This window comes from Stenotrophomonas sp. TWI587, from assembly GCF_039674145.1.
GTDB lineage: Bacteria > Pseudomonadota > Gammaproteobacteria > Xanthomonadales > Xanthomonadaceae > Stenotrophomonas > Stenotrophomonas maltophilia_AY.
This window is the reverse complement of record NZ_JBDJMW010000006.1, coordinates 157,821-178,635: the sequence shown is the minus strand read 5'-3', so window position 1 is coordinate 178,635 and position 20,815 is coordinate 157,821. Positions and strand designations below refer to the sequence as shown.

Sequence of the window (20,815 nt, the reverse complement as noted above, 5' to 3'; positions counted from 1 at the left end):
CCCTTTTCGATGGTGCCATGAGCAAGCTTCTGAAACCTGCCGATACGGAGAGCCACGACGACGACGTGGCTGGCCTGTTCAACCGCCTCGGCGGACGCGATGACACGCGCGCCTACCAGGATTTTTCCCGCAGCCAGACCCGGGTCAGTGCGCCGGTACGACCGCGCGCCGAGGTGCCGCCGATTCCGGCTGCCATCCTGACGCCGGTGGTCAGCGCGGCACCTGTGTTCGCGCCGGTCGAGACCACCGTGGTGGAAACACCGGTCGTGGCCACACCGGCTCAGAGCACACCGCTGGAGCAGCTGTTCCAGCGTCTGGCCGGCGCCCGCAGTGCTTCGCCGGGGCACAGTCCGCTGAGCCGGCTGCGCGGGGCGTGAAACGTAGCCGGTGATCGCTCGCCACGCCCTTCGGGGTGGGGCGGGAGTGCCGGCTGATGCAAGGGGATGCCGCTGCGTGCGGCCGTGTTGGGGAACATCATGAGCAAAACTTCCACCCCGAGAGGGGATGCCGTTCTGGCCCGCTTGGCGCTGCTTGCGCTGGTGGTCGGCGGCGCCATGCTGCTGGCCTTCGTGATCACCGTGCCCATGGAGATCGGTCAGCAGTTCCTGTTCTCGGCCGTGGTGTTCCTGATCGCCCTGTGCCTGCGCAATCGCGAGAGCCGGTTGATTCCGCTGGTGTTGATGGGCCTGTCGCTGGTGATGTCCACGCGCTACATGTACTGGCGCCTGACCGACACCATGGGCATGAGCAGCTTCGTCGACCTCACCCTGGGCCTGGGCCTGGTGGCAGCGGAGGTGTACTCGTTCATCGTGCTGGTGCTCGGCTATTTCCAAGTGGCCTGGCCGCTGCATCGCAAACCGATGCCGTTGCCCGAAGACCAGTCGCTGTGGCCGACCGTGGATGTGCTCATCCCGACCTACAACGAGCCGCTGTCGGTGGTGCGGACCACCGTGCTGGCCGCCACCGTGCTGGACTGGCCCGCCGACAAGCTCAACATCTACCTACTCGATGACGGCCGCCGCGAGGAGTTCCGCGAGTTCTGCGAAGAGGTCGGGGTGAAGTACATCACCCGGACCAACAACAACCACGCCAAGGCCGGCAACATCAACGCGGCGCTGAAGAAGACCAGCGGCGAGTACGTGGCGATCTTCGATTGCGACCACATGCCGACCCGTTCGTTCCTGCAGATGTCGATGGGCTGGTTCCTGTTCGACGAGAAGATGGCCGTGGTGCAGACGCCCCACTATTTCTTCTCGGCCGATCCGTTCGAGCGCAACCTGGGCAACTTCGGGCGCGTGCCCAACGAAGGCGAGCTGTTCTACGGTCTGCTGCAGGATGGCAACGACCAGTGGAACGCGACCTTCTTCTGCGGCTCCTGCGCAGTGATCAAGCGTGGCCCGCTGGAGGAAGTGGGTGGCGTGGCCATCGAAACCGTCACCGAGGATGCGCATACCGCGATCCGTCTGCACCGCGCCGGCTATCGCAGTGCCTACATCCCGGTGCCGCAGGCGGCCGGCCTGGCCACCGAGAGCCTGTCGGCGCACGTCGGCCAGCGCATCCGCTGGGCCCGTGGCATGGCGCAGATCCTGCGGGTGGACAACCCCATGTTCGCCAAGGGGCTGAGCCTGATGCAGCGCATCTGCTACACCAACGCGATGCTGCACTTCTTCTACGGCCTGCCGCGGATCATCTTCCTGACCGCGCCGCTGGCCTTCCTGTTCTTCGGCGCCCACGTCATCCACGCCTCGGCGCTGATGATCCTGGCCTACGCGCTGCCCCACATCGTGATGGCCAACCTGACCAACCTGCGCGTGCAGGGCAAGCATCGCCATCTGCTGTGGAACGAGGTGTACGAAACCACGCTGGCCTGGTACATCCTGCGCCCGACCCTGATGGCGGTGATCAACCCCAAGCTGGGCAAGTTCAACGTGACCGCCAAGGGCGGCCTGGTCCAGCGCAGCTACTTCGACGCGCAGATCGCCCGCCCGTACCTGCTGCTGCTGTTGCTGAACCTGCTGGGCGTGGTCGCCGGCATCGTGCGGATGGTGATGGCCGATACCAGTGGCGAGGTCAATACGATCTGGTTGAACCTGGGCTGGACCGTCTACAACATGATCATGCTGGGCGCGGTCATCGCCACCTCCAGCGAACAGCGCCAGATCCGCCGCTCGCACCGGGTGCCGCTGAACATGCGGGCCGTGCTGCACCTGCCCGATGGCCAGGCGCTGCCGTGCCGCACGCTGAACTTCTCCACCGGCGGCATGGCGCTGCGGCTGGACCAGTCCCAGCCGGTGCAGCCGGGCACGCAGGTCGAGGTCGAACTGGCTCACCGCCAGCGCAGCGAGCGTCTGCCGGCCGAAGTGCGGCACGATCGCGACGACCAGGGCATCAGCATCCAGTTCGGCGAGCTGACCCTGGAGCAGGAACGCTGGCTGGTCACCTCCACCTTCGCCCGTGCCGACATCTGGGTGAAGCTGTGGGGTCGCCATGACCGCGACACGTTCCTGCGTTCCACCACCGACGTCCTCAAGGCCAGCATGCGCGGCTTCCACCGCCTGGGCAGTTTCGTTCTTGCGGGAGGCCGCAAGGATGGCCCCACCCCGCCGCGCACCGGAGATTCCGCATGACCCGTCGTCACCGTTCCCTGTTCCGCCCGGTGCGCATGCCGCGTCCGTCCGCCGCAGCGGTGGCGTTCACCCTGACCCTGCTGTGTGGCGCGGTCTACGCGCAGGATCCGCCGGTACCGGCAGCGGCCGCACCGGTCGCCGCACCCGCCGATGCCGCCCCGGCAGTGCCCGTGCCGCCCGCCGCGCCGGCCGCCGGTTCGCGGCAGAGCCGCTCCACGCTCAAGCAGCTGGGCATCGATTACGAGATCACCCTGCGCGGCATCCAGGGCACCGCGGGCGTGCCGTTCTCGGTGCGCAACGATCAGGTGGTCGATCGCGCCTCGCTGCATTTGAAGTACAGCTATTCGCCGGCGCTGCTGCCCGACCTGTCGCACCTGAAGGTCACCGTCAACGACGTCACCGTGGCGACCCTGCCGACGCCGGTCGAGCAGGCCGGGCGGATGATCGAGCGCGACATCGACATCGATCCGCGCATGATCATCGACTACAACCGCATCAACCTGCAGTTGATCGGTCACTACACCCGCGAGTGCGAAGACCCGGACCACACCAGTCTGTGGGCCAACATCGACGCCGGCAGCTACCTGGAACTGGGCTGGGCGCCGCTGCAGCTGACCAATGATCTGTCGCTGCTGCCGGTGCCGTTCTTCGATGCCCGTGACACCAACCGGCTGGAGCTGCCGTTCGTGTTCACCGGGCAGCCGGGGCAGGGGCTGCTGCAGTCGGCCGGCATCGTCTCTTCGTGGTTCGGCGCGCTGGCCGGCTATCGCGGCGCGCTGTTCCCGGCCTCGATCGACACCGTACCGCTGGAAGGCAACGCGGTGGTCGTGGCGACCCCGCGCAACCCGCCGGCCGGCCTGGTGCTGCCCGACATCAGCGGGCCGACCCTGGCCGTGATCGCCAACCCGAACGATGCCAACGGCAAGCTGCTGCTGGTGCTCGGCCGCGATGATGGTGAACTGCGCATCGCGGCCACCGCGCTGACCCTGGGCACGCCGCTGTCCGGCCCGACCGCCAGCATCGGCGATTTCAAGGAGATCGCGCCGCGCAAGCCGTACGACGCGCCGAACTGGATCCCCAGCGATCGCCCGGTACGCGTGTCCGAGCTGGTCCAGCAGACCAGCGAGTTGAACGTGGTCGGCTACCACCCGGATCTGATCCGCATCGGCCTGCAGTTGCCGCCGGATCTGTTCGTGTGGCGTCGTGACGGCATCCCGCTGGACCTGCGTTATCGCTACACGCTGCCGGAAGGGGCGAACAAGTCGGCGCTGAACATCAGCATCAACGATGCCTTCGTCACCACGCTGCCCTTGAACGGCCGCCCGGCACCGCGCTCGGTGTCGGAGATGCTGTGGAACAAGATCAAGGCGCCGGGCGTGATGCCGATCCAGCAGAAAGTGATGCTGCCGACCGGCCCGTTCTCGTCCAACAGCCAGCTGCGCTTCCACTTCTTCTTCGATCGCCCGCAGGCGGCCGAGTGCAAGAACACCTTCCCGGATGTCTCCGCGGCCATCGACGGCGATACCAGCATCGACTTGAGTGGCTTCGACCATTACATGGCGATGCCCAACCTGGCGGCCTTCGGCAACGCCGGCTACCCGTTCACGCGCTTGGCCGATCTGTCCGAGACCGTGCTGGTGCTGCCCGACAACCCCAACGCCGATGACGTGGGCAATGTGCTGACCCTGCTCGGCCGCATGGGTGCCTCGACCGGCTACCCGGCGCTGCGCAACCGCATCATCGCGGCGGGCCAGGTGGGCGAACATGCCGACCAGGATCTGGTCGTGCTGGGCTCGCGCCGCAGCCAGCCGCTGTTCGGCGAATGGGCCGCGCACCTGCCGATCGGCGAGGCGGGGCAGTCGCGCCGCTTCCAGCTCTCGGACTGGGTGTTCGAGCGCATGCCCTCGTTCCTGTCCCCGGATGCACGCCGTACCGACCTGCCGACCACGGCCGAAGTGTCGGTGCGCCCGGATGCCGGCGATGTGGTGCTGATGGGCTTTGAATCCCCCTTGCGCAAGGGCCGCAGCGTGATCGCGGTGATGGCCGATGACCCGGCCCAGGTCAATCGCCTGTTCGAGGCGTGGTTCGATCCGGACCGTCTGCGCGATTTCCAGGGCAGCGTGGTGCTGCTGCAGAAAGACAAGGTACGCAGCCTGGCCGGCAACCAGAGTTACTACGTCGGCCACCTGCCGCCGCTGACCTGGCTGCGCTGGTACTTCTCGCAGAGCCCGCTGCTGCTGGCCGGCTTCGTGGGGCTGGCCTGCCTGTTGCTGGCGCTGATCGCGCGCTGGCTGCTCAAGCGCAATGCCAACGCACGCGTCAAGGTGTCCGGCTGAGCATGCGCGACCTGTCCGTCCCTGCGGTGGCGCCCACGCGCCGCCGCTTCCTGCAGGTGCTCGCGGCGGCGGGTGCGGCGGCCGTGCTGCCGCTGGATGCGCTGGCCCAGGCCTGCGGTACGCCGTGGCGCGAGTGGCGTGCGTTCGTCGATCGGCATATCGAGCCGGATGGGCGCGTGGTCGATCACCTCAATACGGACCTGCGCAGCACCTCCGAATCGCAGTCCTACGGGTTGTTCTTCGCGCTGGTCGACAACGATCCGGTGCTGTTCGACCGCATTCTGGCCTGGACCCGCCGCCACCTCTGCCGCGGCCGCGCCGATCTCAATCTGCCGGCCTGGCTGTGGGGCAAGGCGGCCGATGGACAGTTCCGCGTGCTCGACCCCAACACCGCCTCCGATGGTGAGTTGTGGATCGCGTATGCGCTGCTGGAAGCCGGCCGCCTGTGGAAGCGCCCGGGCCTGGTCGAGGCCGGGCGGCAGACGCTCGCGCTGATGCGCACGGCCGAAATCGTCGAGCTGCCCGGCTTCGGCCCGATGCTGCTGCCGGGCAATCGGGGCTTCGTGCAGGCCGACCGCTGGACGCTCAATCCCAGTTACCTGCCGCTGTTCGTGCTGCGCCGCTTCGCCGCCGTCGATGCGCGTGGCCCGTGGGCGCGGCTGGCCGAACGCAGCGTGGCGATGACGCGCGCCAGCGCGCCGGTCGGGTTCGCACCGGACTGGATCGCCTGGAACGGCAAGGCCTTCGTGGTCGACCCGGCCAAGGGCGGCACGGGCAGCTACGATGCGATCCGCTGCTACCTCTGGGCGGGCATGACCGATCCGGCCGACCCGCTGCGCCGCACGCTGCTCGATGGCCTGTCCGGCCCCGTGGCGATGCTGCGCGCGCAGACCGGCTTCGCCGAGAAAATCGACACGCGCCTGGGCGTGGGCAGCGGGGCGCCGTCGCCGGGCTTTGCCGCCGCATTGCTGCCGTATCTCAGCGCGCTTGGCCAACCTGCATTGGCCAAGGCACAGTTGGCGCGGATTCCCGCCGCCGGCACCCTCAACTATTACGATCGTGCCCTGGTGCTGTTCGGCAAGGGCTGGATGGATCGCCGCTACCGTTTTTCTGCCGATGGGCGACTGCTGCCCGCGTGGAGTTCGCCATGTTCCGCAAGACCCTGACACCTCTTTGCCTGGTTGGCCTGTGTGTGTTCACCGTGCCGGCCTTCGCGCAGAACGCGTCCTCGACGCAGCAACTGGTCAGCCAGGGCAACTACTGGCAGGACCAGGGCCGTGAGGATCTGGCCGCCGACGCGTGGCGCAAGCTGCTGGCCACCGACCCCAACCAGGCCGACGCCCTGCTGGGCCTGGGCCTGATCGATCTCAACCAGGGCCGCCGTGCCGAGGCGCAGAAGCGGCTGCAGCAGCTGCAGGCGCGCCACCCCTCCTCGGCGCAGACCACGCGCCTGCGCATGGCGCTCGGCGGTGGCGGCGGTGGCAACCAGCTGCAGACCGCACGGCGCGCGGCGGCGGCCGGTCGCTATGTCGAAGCGGTCCGTGCCTATGACGAGGCCTTCGGTGCGGGCGGTCCGCCCAATGATCTGGCGCTGGAGTACTACCAGGTACTGGCCGGTACGCCGGAAGGCTGGACGCGCGCGCGCGATGGCCTGCGCCGTATCGCCACCGGCAACAACAACCCGGCCAAGCTCGCGCTGGCCCAGGTGCTGACCTACCGCGAGCCGACCCGCCGCGAGGGCATCGCCCAGCTGCGAACACTCAGCCAGGCCACCGACACCGCCGGCCCCGCGCGTGCAGCCTGGCGCCAGGCGTTGCTGTGGCTCAACGCCACCACCGCCGATGCCGGGCTGTACCAGGCCTTCCTGGACGTGGTGCCGAATGATCGTGAAGTGGCGGCCAAGCAGGCGCAGCTGCGCGAGCAGGCCGTGGCCAGCCGTCCCGTGCCGCAGGACCCGAACCAGCGCCTGCTCGGCGAAGGCTTCCGCGCGCTGGACAGCAACAATCTGGCCCAGGCCGAAGCGCGCTTTGCGCAGGTACTGCGCGCGCGGCCGCGCGATGCCGAAGCACTCGGTGGGCTGGGTTCGGTACGTCTGCGTCAGGAACGTTTCGGCGAAGCCAATGAACTGTTACGCCCGGCGGCTGCGATCAACGGCAAGTGGCGCAGCGCGGCCGATGCCGCGCGCTACTGGCTGACCCTGCAGGACGTGCGTCGCCAGCCCAGCGGCGATGCCATCGCCCGTGTGCAGCAGGTCATCGCGCTGCAGCCGAAGGAGCCTGCGGGTTACGTTGCGCTTGCCGACCTGCAGAGCGGCAGCGATCCGGCCGCCGCCGAACGCAGCTACCGCAAGGCACTGGAACTGGATGCCGGCAATGCCGGTGCGCTGCAGGGCCTGGTCGGCCTGCTTGGCCGTCTTGGCCGCGCCGATGAAGCGGCCGCACTGTTCGACCGGCTGACCCCGGCCCAGCAGGAAAGCGCCGGCGGTCAGTCCGTGCTGCGTGCCAACCTCGCTCGCGCCCGTGCGCAGCAGGCCTTGGCCGAAGGCAGCATCGAGATGGCGCAGATCGAACTCGAAGACGCCTTGTTGGCGCAGCCGCGCGATCCGTGGCTGCGGCTGGAACTGGCGCGCCTGTACACGCGCGCGGGTCGTCCGGACCAGGCCAACGGGGTGATCGAAGGGCTGCGCGCGCTGGACGACAGCTCGGCGACCTCGCTGTATGCGCAGGCCCTGTTCGCTCAGGAAAACAGTGACTGGCCGCGCGCATACGCGTTGCTCGAACGCATTCCCACCGCTTCGCGTGATTCGGAAATGACCGCGTTGCATGACACCGCGTGGGTGCAGGTGCAGGCCGCCCAGGCGCGTTCGCTCATGCAGCGCCAGCGCAGCGGCGAAGCGCAGCTGTTGCTGGCCCGCGCCGAAGCCGCACTCGGCGACCGGGTCAAGAATCCGGCCATCGTGGCCGCGTTGGCCGGTGCCTACGCCGACATCGGCAGCCAGCAGCGCGCCCTTGTGCTCGCGCAGCGTCTGATCGAAGGCGGTTCGCCCAGCGTCGACAATCGCCTGGAATATGCCTCGGTGCTGCTGCGCGCCGGTCGCGATGGCGAAGTCGCCGCGATCCTGCGCCAGCTCACCGATGTGCCGCTCTCGGCCAGCCAGCAGACCCGCTTGAACGATCTGCGCAGCGGTTACGTGCTGCGCCAGGTCGATGCATTGCGTGAGCTGGGCAATCTGGAAGGTGCCTATGCGGTGCTGGCCCCGGCCTTGGCCGAGCGCCCGCAGGACCCGCGCAACATCGCCGCGCTGGCACGGCTGTATGCCGCCGCGGGCGATAACGGCCAGGCCCTGGCGCTGTATCAGCAGCAGCTGCAGTTGGCGCCGGGCGATCTGGATGCGATGGTCGCCGCGGCTGGCAGTGCCGCGGCGATGCGCGACATGGACCTGGCCGAACAGTATCTCGAGCGCGCGCTGAAGCAGGCACCGGAATCGCCGGATGTGTTGGCGGCGGCAGGGCGTGTGTATCGCGCGGCCGGCAAGAACCGCCGCGCCGAAAGCTACTTCCGCGCGTCGCTGGCAGCCGCCGCGAAGGGCAGTGGCCAGCTCGACAATGGCTACCCGCAGGCGAGCACCGCAATGCTGGCAGGCGGTGGCAGTTTCAATCCGTTCGCCGGGCTCAACCGTGGCGGTGTCACCCGTACTGCGGCGCTGCGCGACGGTGGCCTGCCGTTGCCGGCCGCCACTGCACGCCTGGCTGCCGAACCGCTGCCGATGGACGCCGGTCCGTCGATGGCCATGAGCCTGGGCCCGGCCAGCGTCACTCCGGTGATCGATGCCGATGGCCTGCCGGACCCGGTCATGGCCACGGCTGCGGCCAGTGGCGGTGTCGCGCTGCCGTTGCCCGTGCCCGGCTCGCGCCAGGTGCCCAGCCAGGCGAGCGCACCGCGCGCCTCGCGCAACACCGCGCTTGGCCCGCTGCCGCCGGCTACCACTGGCAACGGCGTGCTCGATGAGCTGCGCGCGCTCAAGGCCGAGAACAGCAGCAGCCTGGCGGTCGGCGCGGCATACCGCACCCGCGCGGGTGAAGCCGGCATGGGCCAACTCGATGATCTGCAGGTGCCGCTGGAAGGGCAGTTCGCGGTCGGCGATGGCAAGCTCAAGGTCACGGTCACCCCGACCGTGCTCGATGCCGGTCGCCCCGATCCCGAATACACCAGTGCCAGCCGCTTCGGCGGTGGCCCGCAGGCCGCCGTGGCCGGTGCACTGGCCGCCGACCGCACACCGGTCGATGACCTGGTCGGCTCGTCGCTGTACCAGACGCTGCTGACCCGTGGCGAGAGCAATGCCACCCGCAATCTGATCTACGACCGCGCCCTGGACAACGGCCGTTACCAGGAGCTGTTCAACCAGACGGATGGTTCGCTCACCCAGGCCGAACGTGCGGCGGCCGCGCGTGCGCTGCTGTTTGCCGATCCGCTGCCGAGCTACATCCTCAGCCGTGACCTGGCCAACACACCGATCAGCGACATCGCCACCCAGGTGCTGGGCAATGCCGGCCTGGTGCGCGGGCTGACTGCGGCCGAGCAGGCCCAGCTCAAGACACTCGCCCAGGGCGGTGGTGGATCGCAGACCCCACAGGCCTTCCAGGACACCCTGTACGCGATGGTGGCCAATGCGGCCGGCTCGCAACGGATGAGCTCGCAGGATGCCAGCGGTGCCGGCGTCTCGGTGGGTTACGAACGTGGTGGCTTCCGCGCCGATGTGGGCAGTACGCCGCTTGGCTTCGATGACACCCAGATCGTCGGCGGGATCGGCTACCGCGGCCAGATCGGCGATGCGCTGACCTGGTCCGGCGAAGCCTCGCGCCGCGCCGTGACCGACAGCCTGCTGTCGTTCGCCGGGGTGGAAGACGGGCGCAACGGCCTGCGCTGGGGCGGGGTGACTGCCAGCGGCGCCAAGCTCGCCGCCACCGTCGACAACGGACAGCTCGGCGGCTATGCCAGCGCGTCCTGGCACCGCCTGGAAGGTGAGAACGTGGCCGACAACGACCGCCAGGAAGTCGGTGTGGGCGTATACGTGCACGCGCTGGAAACCACCAACCAGTCGCTGACCGCCGGCCTGAACCTGACTGCGATGCAGTACGACCGCAACCTCAGCGGCTTCACCTACGGCCACGGTGGCTACTTCAGCCCGCAGCGCTATGTGGATGTCGGCTTCCCGGTGCACTGGAACGGTCGTACGTCCAGCGGCCGCGTGGCCTGGCAGCTGGATACCAGCGTCGGCGTACAGCACTTCAAGGAAGAGGCCGCGCCGTACTTCCCGACCAATCCGGCGATGCAGCAGGCTGCCTACGAGGCCGCCTCGATGGCCGCGCTGCTCGGCCTGACCACGGAGTATGTCGATCCGGTCTACACCGGCCAGACCAAGACCGGCGTGTCCTACAACCTCAGCGCCGCCGCCGAATGGCAGCTGTCCTCGCAGCTGTTCCTGGGCGGGCGCATGGAGTTCAACAACGCGCGTGACTACCGACAGTTCGGCACCAGCCTGTACCTGCGCTTCCTGCTCGACCGCCTCGGCGCCGGGCTGGGCAAGCAGCCGCAGCCGCTGCGCTCGCCGTACGCCTCGGGTGAATGATCACCGTCATGCGCTGATGACCGGCCCGCTGCCAGGCTTTACCTGGCTGCGGGTGTCCCGCAGGCTTGGCTGGTTCCTGCTGCGAAGAGGCTGATGTCCCGTGACTGATTCCCGAGCGTTCCACCCGATGCGCCGCCGCCTGCTGCAGGCGCTGGCCGTGACCCCGCTGCTGGCCTGTTCGGCCAATGGTCCGGCACGTGGCCCCGGCCCGTGGACGGCGTGGCAGGTGATGCGCGCCTCCAGCGTGACCCCGGACGGCCGCATGGTCGACCATAACAACGCCGACCAGCGCTCGACCTCCGAAGGCCAGTCCTACGCGCTGTTCTTCGCGCTGGTGGACAACGATCAGCCGCTGTTTGATCGCATCCTGCGCTGGACCGAAGACAACCTCGCCGGCGGCAGCATGGCCCAGCGCCTGCCGGCCTGGCTGTGGGGTCGGGATGCCGCCGCCAGCGCCTGGAAGGTGCTCGACGACAACCCGGCCAGCGACTCGGACGTGTGGCTGGCCTACACGCTGCACGAAGCGGCGCGGTTGTGGAAACGGCCCGCGCTGCGGCAGACCGCCGAGGCGATGTTGGCCGCGATCCTGGCGCAGGAAGTGGTCAACGTGCCGGGCCTGGGCACGATGCTGATGCCGGGGCCGAACGGCTTTGCCACCGAGGATACCTGGCGCTTCAATCCCAGCTACGTCCCGTTGCCGCTGCTGCGCCGGTTCGCCGCGCTGGACCCGACCGGGCCGTGGACCACGGTGATCGGCAACAGCATCCGACTGTTGCGCGACACCGCGCCGCACGGCTTCGCGCCGGACTGGACCGCATGGCGCAATGGCGGTTTCATCGCCGACCCGGACAAAGGGCCGGTGGGCAGCTACGACGCCATCCGCTGTTATCTGTGGGCCGGCATGACTGCGGTGAACGATCCCAGCTTCCGCCCGGTGCTGGAGGCGCTGCACGGACCGCTGAGTGCGCTGCGCGACGGGCAGCCGATGCCGGAGAAGGTCAACACACTGACCGGGACGCGCGAAGGCACGGGCAACTACGGTTTCGAGGCGGCGTTGGTACCGTACCTGCAGGCGCAGGGTGAAACGGATCGTGCGAAGGCACTGGCCGCGGCCCTACCGACGCCGGAACAGCAGCGCGCCGCGCCGCCGCGCTACTACGAGCAGGTGCTCAGCCTGTTCGCCCTGGGCTGGTACGAAGGCCGCTATCGATTCGCCGCGGATGGCCAGCTGCGCCCGTCCTGGGTCTGATCAGCGCGCACCGACCCATGGCCGGTCCGTCTCCATCATTCCAACGCGTAGCGCAGCACGAACAGCCCGGCCACCAGCCACACGGCCGGGTGCACCTCGCGCCAGCGACCGGTACCGGCCTTGAGCACCGCGTAGGCGATGAAGCCGAAGGCCAGGCCATTGGCGATGGAGTAGGTGAACGGCATCGCCAGCGCGCACAGCGCGGCCGGCACCGATTCGGTCAGGTCGCCCCAGTCCACATCGACCAGCTCACGCAGCATCAGCCCGGCCACGAAGAGCAGGGCAGGGGCGGTCGCATAGCCGGGCACCATCGCCGCCAGCGGCGAGAACAACAGGGCGGCCAGGAACAGCGCGGCGACGACCAATGCAGTCAACCCGGTACGGCCACCGGCCTGCACGCCCGACGCGCTTTCGGCGAAGGCGGTGGTGCTGCTGGTGCCGAGCAGCGAGCCGGCCACGATCGCGGTGCTGTCGGCCAGCAACGCGCGGCCGAAGCGCTTCGGTGCGCCCGGCAGTTTCAGCAGTCCCGCGCGACCGACCACGCCATACAACGTGCCGGTGGCATCGAACACCTCCACCAGCACGAACACCAGCACTACCTGCAGCAACACCGCGATCGGCGCGCCGCCGTCGTGATGCAGCAGGCCGGGCAGGTCCAGCTGCAGGAAGGTGGGGGCCAGACTCGGCGGCAGCGAGATCAGGCCGTGGAACTGCACATCACCAAGCAGCCAGGCGGCACCGGTCACGGCCAGAATCCCGATCAGGATCGCACCGCGTACCTTGCGGGCCTCCAGGATGGCGATCAGCAGGAAGCCGGCCAGCGCCAGCAGCGGTGGCGCCGTGTTGAGCGGCCCTAGTGCTACCAGCGTGTCGGTGTTGGCGATGATCACGCCGGATTTCTGCAGCGCGATGATCGCCAGGAACAGGCCGATGCCGGCCACGATCGCCGCACGCAGCGAGGGCGGGATGCCTGCCACCAGCCACGCGCGCACGCCGGTCAGTGACAGCACCAGGAACACCAGGCCGGAAATGAAGACGGCTGCCAGCGCCTGCTGCCAGGGCAGGCCGGCCGCGCCGACCACGGTGAAGGCGAAGAAGGCATTCAAGCCCATGCCCGGAGCCATGCCGACCGGGAAGTTGGCCGCGAACGCCATCACCAGCGAGCCCAGCGCGGCGGCCAGGCAGGTGGCGACGAACACCGCGCCCGGGTCCATGCCGGTGGTGGCCAGGATGTCCGGGTTGACGAAGACGATGTAGGACATCGTCAGGAAGGTGGTCAGGCCGGCCAGCAGTTCGGTGCGCACGGAGGTGCCGTGCTGCTGCAGCTGGAACAGGCGCTCGGGGAGGGACATGGGGGAATCTCGTGGCGACAAGGTGTCACGACCAACGGTCGTGACCTACCGGAATGCAAAACGGCCGCGCAATGCGCGGCCGTTTTTCCTTTCTTACTTCAGCGCCTTGAAGCGCAGGCGCTTCGGCGCGGCGTCGTCGCCCATGCGGCGGCGCTTGTCTTCTTCGTACTCGCGGTAGTTGCCCTGGAAGAACTCCACGTGCGAATCGCCTTCGAACGCCAGGATGTGGGTCGCGATGCGATCCAGGAACCAGCGGTCATGCGAGATCACGAAGGTGTTGCCCGGGAACTCCAGCAGCGCATCTTCCAGCGCACGCAGGGTTTCGATGTCCAGATCGTTGGACGGTTCATCGAGCAGCAGCACATTGCCACCCTGCAGCAGGGTCTTGGCCATGTGCAGGCGGCCACGCTCACCACCGGACAGCGAACCGACCAGCTTCTGCTGATCCTGGCCCTTGAAGTTGAAGCGGCCGATGTAGGCGCGCGACTGGATCTCGATGCCGTTGATGTTGAGGATGTCCAGGCCGCCGGCGATTTCCTGGAAGACGTTGTGGTTGCCTTCCAGCGCGTCGCGGCTCTGATCCACGTAGGACAGCTTGACGGTCGGGCCGACGGTGATCTCGCCCGAGTCCGGCTTTTCCTGACCGGTGATCATCTTGAACAGGGTCGACTTACCGGCACCGTTGGGGCCGATGATGCCGACGATCGCGCCGCCCGGCACCAGGAAGCTGAGTTCGTCGAACAGCAGACGATCGCCGAACTTCTTGGAGACGTTCTTGAACTCCATCACCGACGCGCCCAGGCGCTCGCCCGGCGGGATGAAGATCTCATTGGTTTCGTTGCGCTTCTGGTAATCCACCGACTGCAGCTCTTCCAGGCGGGCCAGACGGGCCTTGCCCTTGGTGCGGCCACCCTTGGCGTTCTGGCGGGACCACTCCAGTTCCTTCTGGATCGCCTTCTGGCGGGACTTTTCCTGGTTGTCTTCCTGCTTCAGGCGCTCGTCCTTCTGCATCAGCCAGTCGGTGTAGTTGCCCTTCCACGGAATGCCGCGGCCGCGATCCAGTTCCAGGATCCACTCGGCGGCATTGTCCAGGAAGTAGCGATCATGGGTGACCGCCACGACGGTACCGGTGTAGCGCGCCAGGAACTGTTCCAGCCATTCCACGGACTCGGCGTCCAGATGGTTGGTCGGTTCGTCGAGCAGCAGCATGTCCGGCTTCTGCAGCAGCAGGCGGCACAGCGCCACGCGGCGCTTTTCACCACCGGACAGCTTGCCGATCACCGCATCCCACGGCGGCAGGCGCAGCGCATCGGCGGCCACGTCCAGCTGGTTTTCCAGGGTATGTGCATCGCCGGCGGCCAGGATCGCCTCCAGGCGCTCCTGTTCCTTGGCCAGCTTGTCGAAGTCGGCGCCTTCCTCGGCATAGGCCAGGTAGACGGCGTCCAGCTGGGCTTGGGCCTGCAGCACTTCGCCGACGCCTTCCTCGACCGCTTCACGCACGGTCTTGGTCGGGTCCAGCTCCGGTTCCTGGGCCAGGTAGCCGACCTTGATGCCGGCCTGGGGGCGGGCTTCGCCCTCGAAATCGGTATCCACGCCGGCCATGATCTTGAGCACCGTGGACTTGCCGGCGCCGTTCAGGCCCAGCAGGCCGATCTTGGCACCGGGGAAGAACGACAGCGAGATGTCCTTGATGATCTGCCGCTTGGGCGGGACCACCTTGCTGACGCGGTTCATGGTGTAGATGTATTGCGAGGACATGAGCTCTCCGAAGGCGCAACCCTGCGCCCGTTCCGGACGGAACAGGAACAGAAGAAGAAAAGGATGGACCAATTATAGCCGGAAGCGATCAGGGCCGCCGGGACACCCGCCCGCTGGGGCTTGCCGCCGCCTGAATGCGGGGTCAAAGCCATTGAATTGGAAACCGTTTCCAGCCGGAGACCGTTCAGACGCGGTGCGCATGATGGAGCCATCAACCCACCAAGCGAGGCCAGTCATGCGCATGAATCGATTTGTAGTAGGGGCGGTCGCCTCGCTGCTGGCCCTGGGCACCGTGGCCCCGGCCTTTGCCGATGACCACCGTGGCCGCGGTCACGACCGCCGGGAGTGGCGTGATGACCGTGGCCGCGGCCATGACCGTCATGACCGCCACGACAACCGTCGTGACGACCGCCGCCATTACAGCAACGGCTACCGGGAGGGTTACCGCGACGCCCGCCACAACGACCGCCGTTACTACGCCCCGCCGCCGCCGCGTGTGGTCTATCGCCCGGCGCCGGGGTATGGCTCCTACGGCTGGGCCCGCGGCCACCGCTACCGTGAGTACTACGGCGGCCCGGTCTACGTGGTCAACGATTACAGCCGCTACTCGGTGCGTCGCCCGCCGCGCGACCACCAGTGGATCCGCGATGATCGCGGCAACCTGCTGCTGGTCGCCATCGCCACCGGGATCATTGCGGACTACGTGATCAACCGGTGAGCAGGCTTGGCATCGCACTGACACGCTGACCTTGGTGTTCGAACGGCACAACGACAAAGGGCCCGCGCAAGCGGGCCCTTCGTTTGAAGCAACGCGCTGTATCAGAACTGGACGGACCAGTTCAGCTGCACGCCCACATCGCGCTGGCCATCACCGGCGCTGGTCTGCGCCTGCAGCGACAGGCGGCTTGCCGCGGTCGGGCTGACCGCCACGCCCAGCTCGGCAAGACCCATGCTGCGCGCCAGCGGCACGGACTGCATCGAGAACGCCGTAGCGCCGTTCTCGAAACGCGCACGCGTCGCCGCCCCGAGGTCACCGTCGGCATACTGCCAGCCGACCCGTGCAGTGATCGCCGCGCGGTCGCGCTGCCCACCGCTGATGTCCCACACTGCACGCAGTGCTGCCACGCCGGTGCTCAGCTCATCCCGGTTGGCCTGCACCTGCAAGGCACTGCTCCCGCCGGTTTCGGCGATCGGGTCACTGCGCAGACGCACATGGGCCAGTTCGATCTCCGGGGTCAACGTCAGAGTGCGGGCCGTGAAGTCCCAGCCTGCGCGCGCGAATACGCGCGTGGCGGTGGCATCCGAGCGCGCCGCCAACGACTGCGACAAGGTGCTGCCGACAGTCACCTCGCGGGTGGTGTCGATGCGGTAGTCGGTGCGGCTGACGCCACCGCGCAACCCGAAGTGTTCGCCCTGGAACTGGCCGTACACACCGTATTCGGTGGCGTCCGCGTCGGCCTTGGCCTGGCGGGCGTCCAGTCGATTGGTCACGGTCTGCTCGCCCACCGCCACGCCCAACAGCACGCGCTCGCTGATGCGCCAGTCGGCACCGGCCATCAGGCCCTGCTGCTGCACACGCGAACGCGCGCCCAGGCCATCGGCGTCCAGGCGCAGCGAGCTGCCACTGCCGGCTACCCACACGCCGGTATTACCGGCGAGGACGCCACTCATCGCGGCACCGTCAAGGCGCTGATGGATGCCATCGCGCAGGAAGTGATCCTGCAGCAGTGCGGTGCGCGCGGCGGCGTGGATTTCACCGCCCAGACTGTCGAAGGCAGGCACCACCTGCGGCACGTCCAGGCGTACCACGGCGTCATACACCGCATTGCCCGCGCCCAGCGCTTCCACTGCGCCGGCGACCTGCTTCTGATTGGTGTTGACCACTACGTCCGGGAAAGCCAGTTCGATGTCCGGCATCGCGATGTCGTTGCGCGCCAGGGTCAGGTAAACGTTGTTGGCGTCGTAGTCCAGGGTGGGGGTCAGGAAGGCCAGCGTGCTGGTGGCGCCAGCGAAGCGGCCCTCCACGCCGTCGTTCGCAGTCAGCAGGGTGTGGCGGGTGGACGGCGCCCATTCGCCGGCGGAGGCCAGCGCCACGGTGTTGGCCTGGCCCAGCGTGGCGGTGCCGGCCACATCGACGTGGTCGCTGCTGCCATTGGCGGCTACATCCACATTGAAGATCGCGCTGCTGTCGAACACCAGATTGCCGGTGATCGACAGACGGCCGATGAGCCCGGTCAGATTGCTGCCCGGCGACAGGGTGCTGCCGCCGCGGATCTCGACATCGCCCAGCCGGCCGTTGCCGGTGAGCCAGGCCGCATTGCCCAACTGCACCGTGCCGCCCAGCGCGCCCTCCACGGCCAGCTGTCCACCATCGACGACGGTGGTGCCGGTGAACGCGCTGCTGTCGCCGGTCAGTGCCAGGAAATGGCGCCCCTGGAGCAGCTGCCCGTTGCCGCTGAAACGCCCGGCGTAGGTGACCACCCGGGTGGTATCGGTCTGGAAGCGGCCCGCGCTGCCGATTTCGATATCGCCGGTCGGCATGGCATTGCCGATCGCGCGCACGGTGCCGCCGTTGACGCGGGTGACCCCGCTGAAGGCGCCGTTGCTCAGCACCAGCTCACCGCCGTCGTTCTTTTCCAGCACGGCACCGGTGACGCCGCTCAGCCCGCCGCCGAAGGTCACGCTGTTGCCGTTGGGAATCCACACGCCTGCAGTGCCCAGCAGACGCACGGTGTTTTCCAGGGTGGTCATGTTGACCAGGCCCAGGGAGGTGCCATCGCCCAGCGTCACCACGCTGCGACCGGCCGAGGCGGCGCCGCTCAAGGACAACGTACCGGCATCGATCTGCAGGCCGCCGCTGAAGGTGTTCGTGCCGCTGAGCATCAACACGCCCGCACCGGTCTTGCGCAGCGCGCCGTTGCCAGTGATGTCGCCCTGGATGCCCAGGTTGCCCACGGTATCCAGCTGCGAGGCAGCGCTGACCAGCACGTCGCTGCCGACGGTCACCCAGCCATTGCTGCGCAGCACACCACCGGCCAGTTCCAGGCTACCGGTGCCGTCGCCGGTGCGGATGGTTTCGTTGCCTGCGCTGTTGCCAACGGCCAGGGTCGCGTTGTTGCCGACCACCAGCGAGCCACGGGCAGTCCCCTCCGCGGCCAGCAGGATCGACCCGCTGACGGAGGCCGTTGCGCCGTTCTCGACGCTGAAGGTGCCGATGCCATCCTGGCCTACCTGCAACGTGTTGCTGATCCAGCTGGCGGTGGGGCCGTTCACCAGCACCTCGCCGAAGCTGCCCACGGCACGACCGAGAATGGCCGTGTCGGTGACCAGCAGACCGCCGACGTTGATCGTGGCCGCGTTGCTGTCACCGAAGGTGGCCGTGGCACCGCTGTTGTCGACGCCTGCATCCGCGCCGATGGTCAGCATGCCGCTGCCGCCCTGCGTGGCCACCAGCAGGCCGTGGGTGACCACGCTGGCGCCGTTGTAGACCTGCAGGTCACCGTGGCCGCGGCTGCCGATGGTCAGCAGGCCATCGTTGATCCATTGCGAACCGGCGTTGTTGATCGTGACCAGGCCACTGCCGCCGGCGCCCAGGACCGCGGTAGTGCTGCGCAGTCCTGCGCCGGCCTGCACGATCACTTCGCCCATGCCAGCCGCCCCGACCTGTAGGTCGGTGGACGTCAGGTGCGAGCCGGTGCCGCTGACGACCACCGCGCCGACACCGCTGCTGGTCCATCCCAGGATCGTCCTGTCACTGGTGGCCTTTGCACCATTGGTGATTTCCACCCGCCCGTTACCCTGGGCGCCCGCGTAGATCGTGCCGGCGTCCCAGCGGCTGGCGGCACCATCCACCTGCACCAGGCCGGTGCTGCCCGGCATCGAGCCGATCCAGGCGTTGGTCGTATACAGGTGGGCGCCGCCGAGCACGGACAGTTCGCCGCGGCCCAGGTGGCCCACGCCGATGTCGTACTGGATGTCCCACGAGGTCCCGGCGCCACTGAGCACGGCAGAACCCCTGTGGCCGGCGACGGCACCCAGGGTGGCCGTTGCGGTATCCAGCGTGGCGCCGTTGCTCATGTCGAAATGGGCGTCGGCCGAGGTCCCCAGGTACAGATGCCAGGACTGCGCGCCCGGCGTCTGCAGGCTCAGCGTGTAGCCATCGACGTAGGCCCAGCTGTTGGTGGCAGTCGGGACACCGCTGCTCCAGCGGGTCGCGTCATACCAGTCGCCATCGCCCGTTCGGGACGTATTGACGGCCTGCGCGCCGGCGCTGACGGCCAGACCGACGGCGAGTGCGAGCAGCGAGGCGCGGCGGGCGGTGGTGGAGGTGCTGGTGCGACGGGTGGCCAGCGTCGTGGCCGACGAGCAGACATGGTGCGGATGAATCACGCGAAAATCCCCTGATTTGGACAGGGCGTATCGGCGTCGAAATGCGGGTCTTTAGGCCGGACAGCTAAACAATTCAGTTTCACAAGGAATTGCGTCACGGTTCGGGAAAGGGGTGGCTGTGCCATGGGCCGGGGCGCGCCCCGCGACCAGCGGTCGCCCCGGCAGGCCAGCCCGCTTACAATCAGGGGCTCTGCTGTCCCCTCCCTGCCTGGAGTAACCGATGTTCCCGCGTGACGTCCGCATCGAAACCTACGATCCCGAACTGGCCAAGGCCATAGCCGCCGAAACCCAGCGCCAGGAAGACCATGTCGAGCTGATCGCCAGCGAGAACTACACGAGCCCGGCGGTGATGGAAGCCCAGGGCAGCCAGCTGACCAACAAGTACGCCGAGGGCTACCCGGGCAAGCGTTACTACGGTGGCTGCGAATACGTGGACATCGCCGAGCAGCTGGCCATCGATCGCCTCAAGCAGCTGTTCGACGCCGACTACGCCAACGTGCAGCCGCACAGCGGTTCGCAGGCCAACCAGGCCGTGTACTTCGCGCTGCTGCAGCCGGGCGACACCATCCTGGGCATGAGCCTGGCCCATGGCGGTCACCTGACCCACGGCGCCAAGGTCAATGCCTCGGGCAAGCTGTTCAACGCCATCCAGTACGGCGTCGATGAAGCCGGCCTGATCGACTATGACGAGGTCGAGCGTCTGGCGGTGGAGCACAAGCCGAAGATGGTCGTCGCCGGTTTCTCGGCCTACTCGCAGGTCATCGACTGGGCGCGCTTCCGCGCGATCGCCGATAAGGTCGGTGCCTACCTGTTCGTGGACATGGCGCACGTGGCCGGCTTGGTCGCCGCCGGCGTCTACCCGAGCCCGCTGCCACACGCCCACGTGGTCACCTCGACCACCCACAAGACCCTGCGCGGCCCGCGCGGCGGCATCATCATCGCCAAGGGCGCCAGCGAAGACCTGCAGAAGAAGCTGCAGTCGATCGTGTTCCCGGGCATCCAGGGCGGTCCGCTGATGCACGTCATCGCCGGCAAGGCCGTGGCCTTCAAGGAAGCGCTGGAGCCGGGCTTCAAGGCCTACCAGCAGCAGGTGGTCAAGAACGCCCAGGCAATGGCCAACACGCTGATCTCGCGTGGCTACAAGATCGTCTCCGGCGGTACCCAGAATCACCTGATGCTGGTCGACATGATCGGCAAGGATGTCTCGGGCAAGGACGCGGAAGCCGCGCTCGGCCTGGCCCACATCACCGTCAACAAGAACTCCGTGCCCAACGACCCGCGTTCGCCGTTCGTGACCTCCGGCCTGCGCCTGGGCACCCCGGCGGTGACCACGCGCGGTTACCTGGAACAGGACTGCGTGGACCTGGCCAACTGGATCGCCGACGTACTCGATGCCCCGGCTGACGAGGCGGTGATCGCCCGCGTCCGCGACGCGGTCAGCGCGCAGTGCCGCAAGTACCCGGTCTACGGCTGAC

11 protein-coding genes are annotated in these 20,815 nt (G+C 68.0%); 8 read left to right on the top strand and 3 right to left on the bottom strand.

Features of this window, described 5'->3' with window-relative positions; translation table 11 throughout:
* Positions 1-17 precede the first annotated feature (17 nt).
* The 6 genes from ABE464_RS12080 to bcsZ (ABE464_RS12055) all read left to right on the top strand — a co-directional run bounded on the left by ABE464_RS12080 (position 18) and on the right by bcsZ (ABE464_RS12055) (position 11,841).
* Positions 18-377, top strand: a complete 360-nt coding sequence (locus tag ABE464_RS12080; RefSeq protein ID WP_346472145.1) for a hypothetical protein — start codon at positions 18-20, stop codon at positions 375-377.
* A gap of 99 nt (positions 378-476) precedes the next feature.
* Complete coding sequence (bcsA, locus tag ABE464_RS12075) at positions 477-2,627, top strand: UDP-forming cellulose synthase catalytic subunit (RefSeq protein ID WP_346472144.1); 2,151 nt, start codon at positions 477-479, stop codon at positions 2,625-2,627.
* Positions 2,624-4,963: a cellulose biosynthesis cyclic di-GMP-binding regulatory protein BcsB gene (bcsB, locus tag ABE464_RS12070; RefSeq protein ID WP_346472143.1), complete on the top strand. Its 2,340-nt coding sequence runs from the start codon at positions 2,624-2,626 to the stop codon at positions 4,961-4,963. Before bcsA ends, bcsB begins: the two co-directional genes overlap by 4 nt.
* 2 nt (positions 4,964-4,965) lie before the next feature.
* Positions 4,966-6,129, top strand: coding sequence for a cellulose synthase complex periplasmic endoglucanase BcsZ (gene bcsZ, locus ABE464_RS12065; protein WP_346472142.1), 1,164 nt, complete (start codon positions 4,966-4,968; stop codon positions 6,127-6,129).
* Positions 6,111-10,592, top strand: coding sequence for a cellulose synthase subunit BcsC-related outer membrane protein (locus ABE464_RS12060; protein WP_346472141.1), 4,482 nt, complete (start codon positions 6,111-6,113; stop codon positions 10,590-10,592). Before bcsZ (ABE464_RS12065) ends, ABE464_RS12060 begins: the two co-directional genes overlap by 19 nt.
* A 100-nt stretch (positions 10,593-10,692) precedes the next feature.
* Positions 10,693-11,841, top strand: a complete 1,149-nt coding sequence (gene bcsZ / locus ABE464_RS12055) for a cellulose synthase complex periplasmic endoglucanase BcsZ (protein ID WP_346472140.1) — start codon at positions 10,693-10,695, stop codon at positions 11,839-11,841.
* A gap of 35 nt (positions 11,842-11,876) precedes the next feature.
* On the opposite strand, the gene ABE464_RS12050 is transcribed toward bcsZ (ABE464_RS12055), so the two are convergent.
* Both ABE464_RS12050 and ettA read right to left on the bottom strand, forming a co-directional pair.
* Positions 11,877-13,193, bottom strand: coding sequence for an NCS2 family permease (locus ABE464_RS12050; RefSeq protein WP_346472139.1), 1,317 nt, complete (start codon positions 13,191-13,193; stop codon positions 11,877-11,879).
* Between the two features lie 93 nt (positions 13,194-13,286).
* A complete protein-coding gene (ettA, locus tag ABE464_RS12045) occupies positions 13,287-14,951 on the bottom strand; it encodes an energy-dependent translational throttle protein EttA (RefSeq protein WP_346472138.1) in 1,665 nt (554 codons plus the stop codon).
* Positions 14,952-15,186: 235 nt separating this feature from the next.
* Between ettA and ABE464_RS12040 the strand changes: the two genes are divergently transcribed.
* Positions 15,187-15,669 carry an RcnB family protein gene (locus ABE464_RS12040; RefSeq protein WP_346472137.1) on the top strand — a complete coding sequence of 161 codons (483 nt, stop codon included), beginning with the start codon at positions 15,187-15,189 and terminating at the stop codon, positions 15,667-15,669.
* 101 nt (positions 15,670-15,770) lie between these two features.
* Here ABE464_RS12040 and ABE464_RS12035 read toward each other — a convergent pair whose 3' ends face one another.
* Positions 15,771-19,340 (bottom strand): autotransporter domain-containing protein, encoded by a 3,570-nt coding sequence (locus tag ABE464_RS12035; RefSeq protein ID WP_346472136.1) that lies wholly within the window; start codon positions 19,338-19,340, stop codon positions 15,771-15,773.
* A gap of 220 nt (positions 19,341-19,560) precedes the next feature.
* Here ABE464_RS12035 and glyA point away from each other — a divergent pair, with 220 nt between their 5' ends.
* The gene (glyA, locus tag ABE464_RS12030) at positions 19,561-20,814 is read left to right on the top strand and encodes a serine hydroxymethyltransferase (protein ID WP_346472135.1); all 1,254 of its coding nucleotides are present in this window, start codon (positions 19,561-19,563) and stop codon (positions 20,812-20,814) included.
* Position 20,815: the final 1 nt, after the last annotated feature.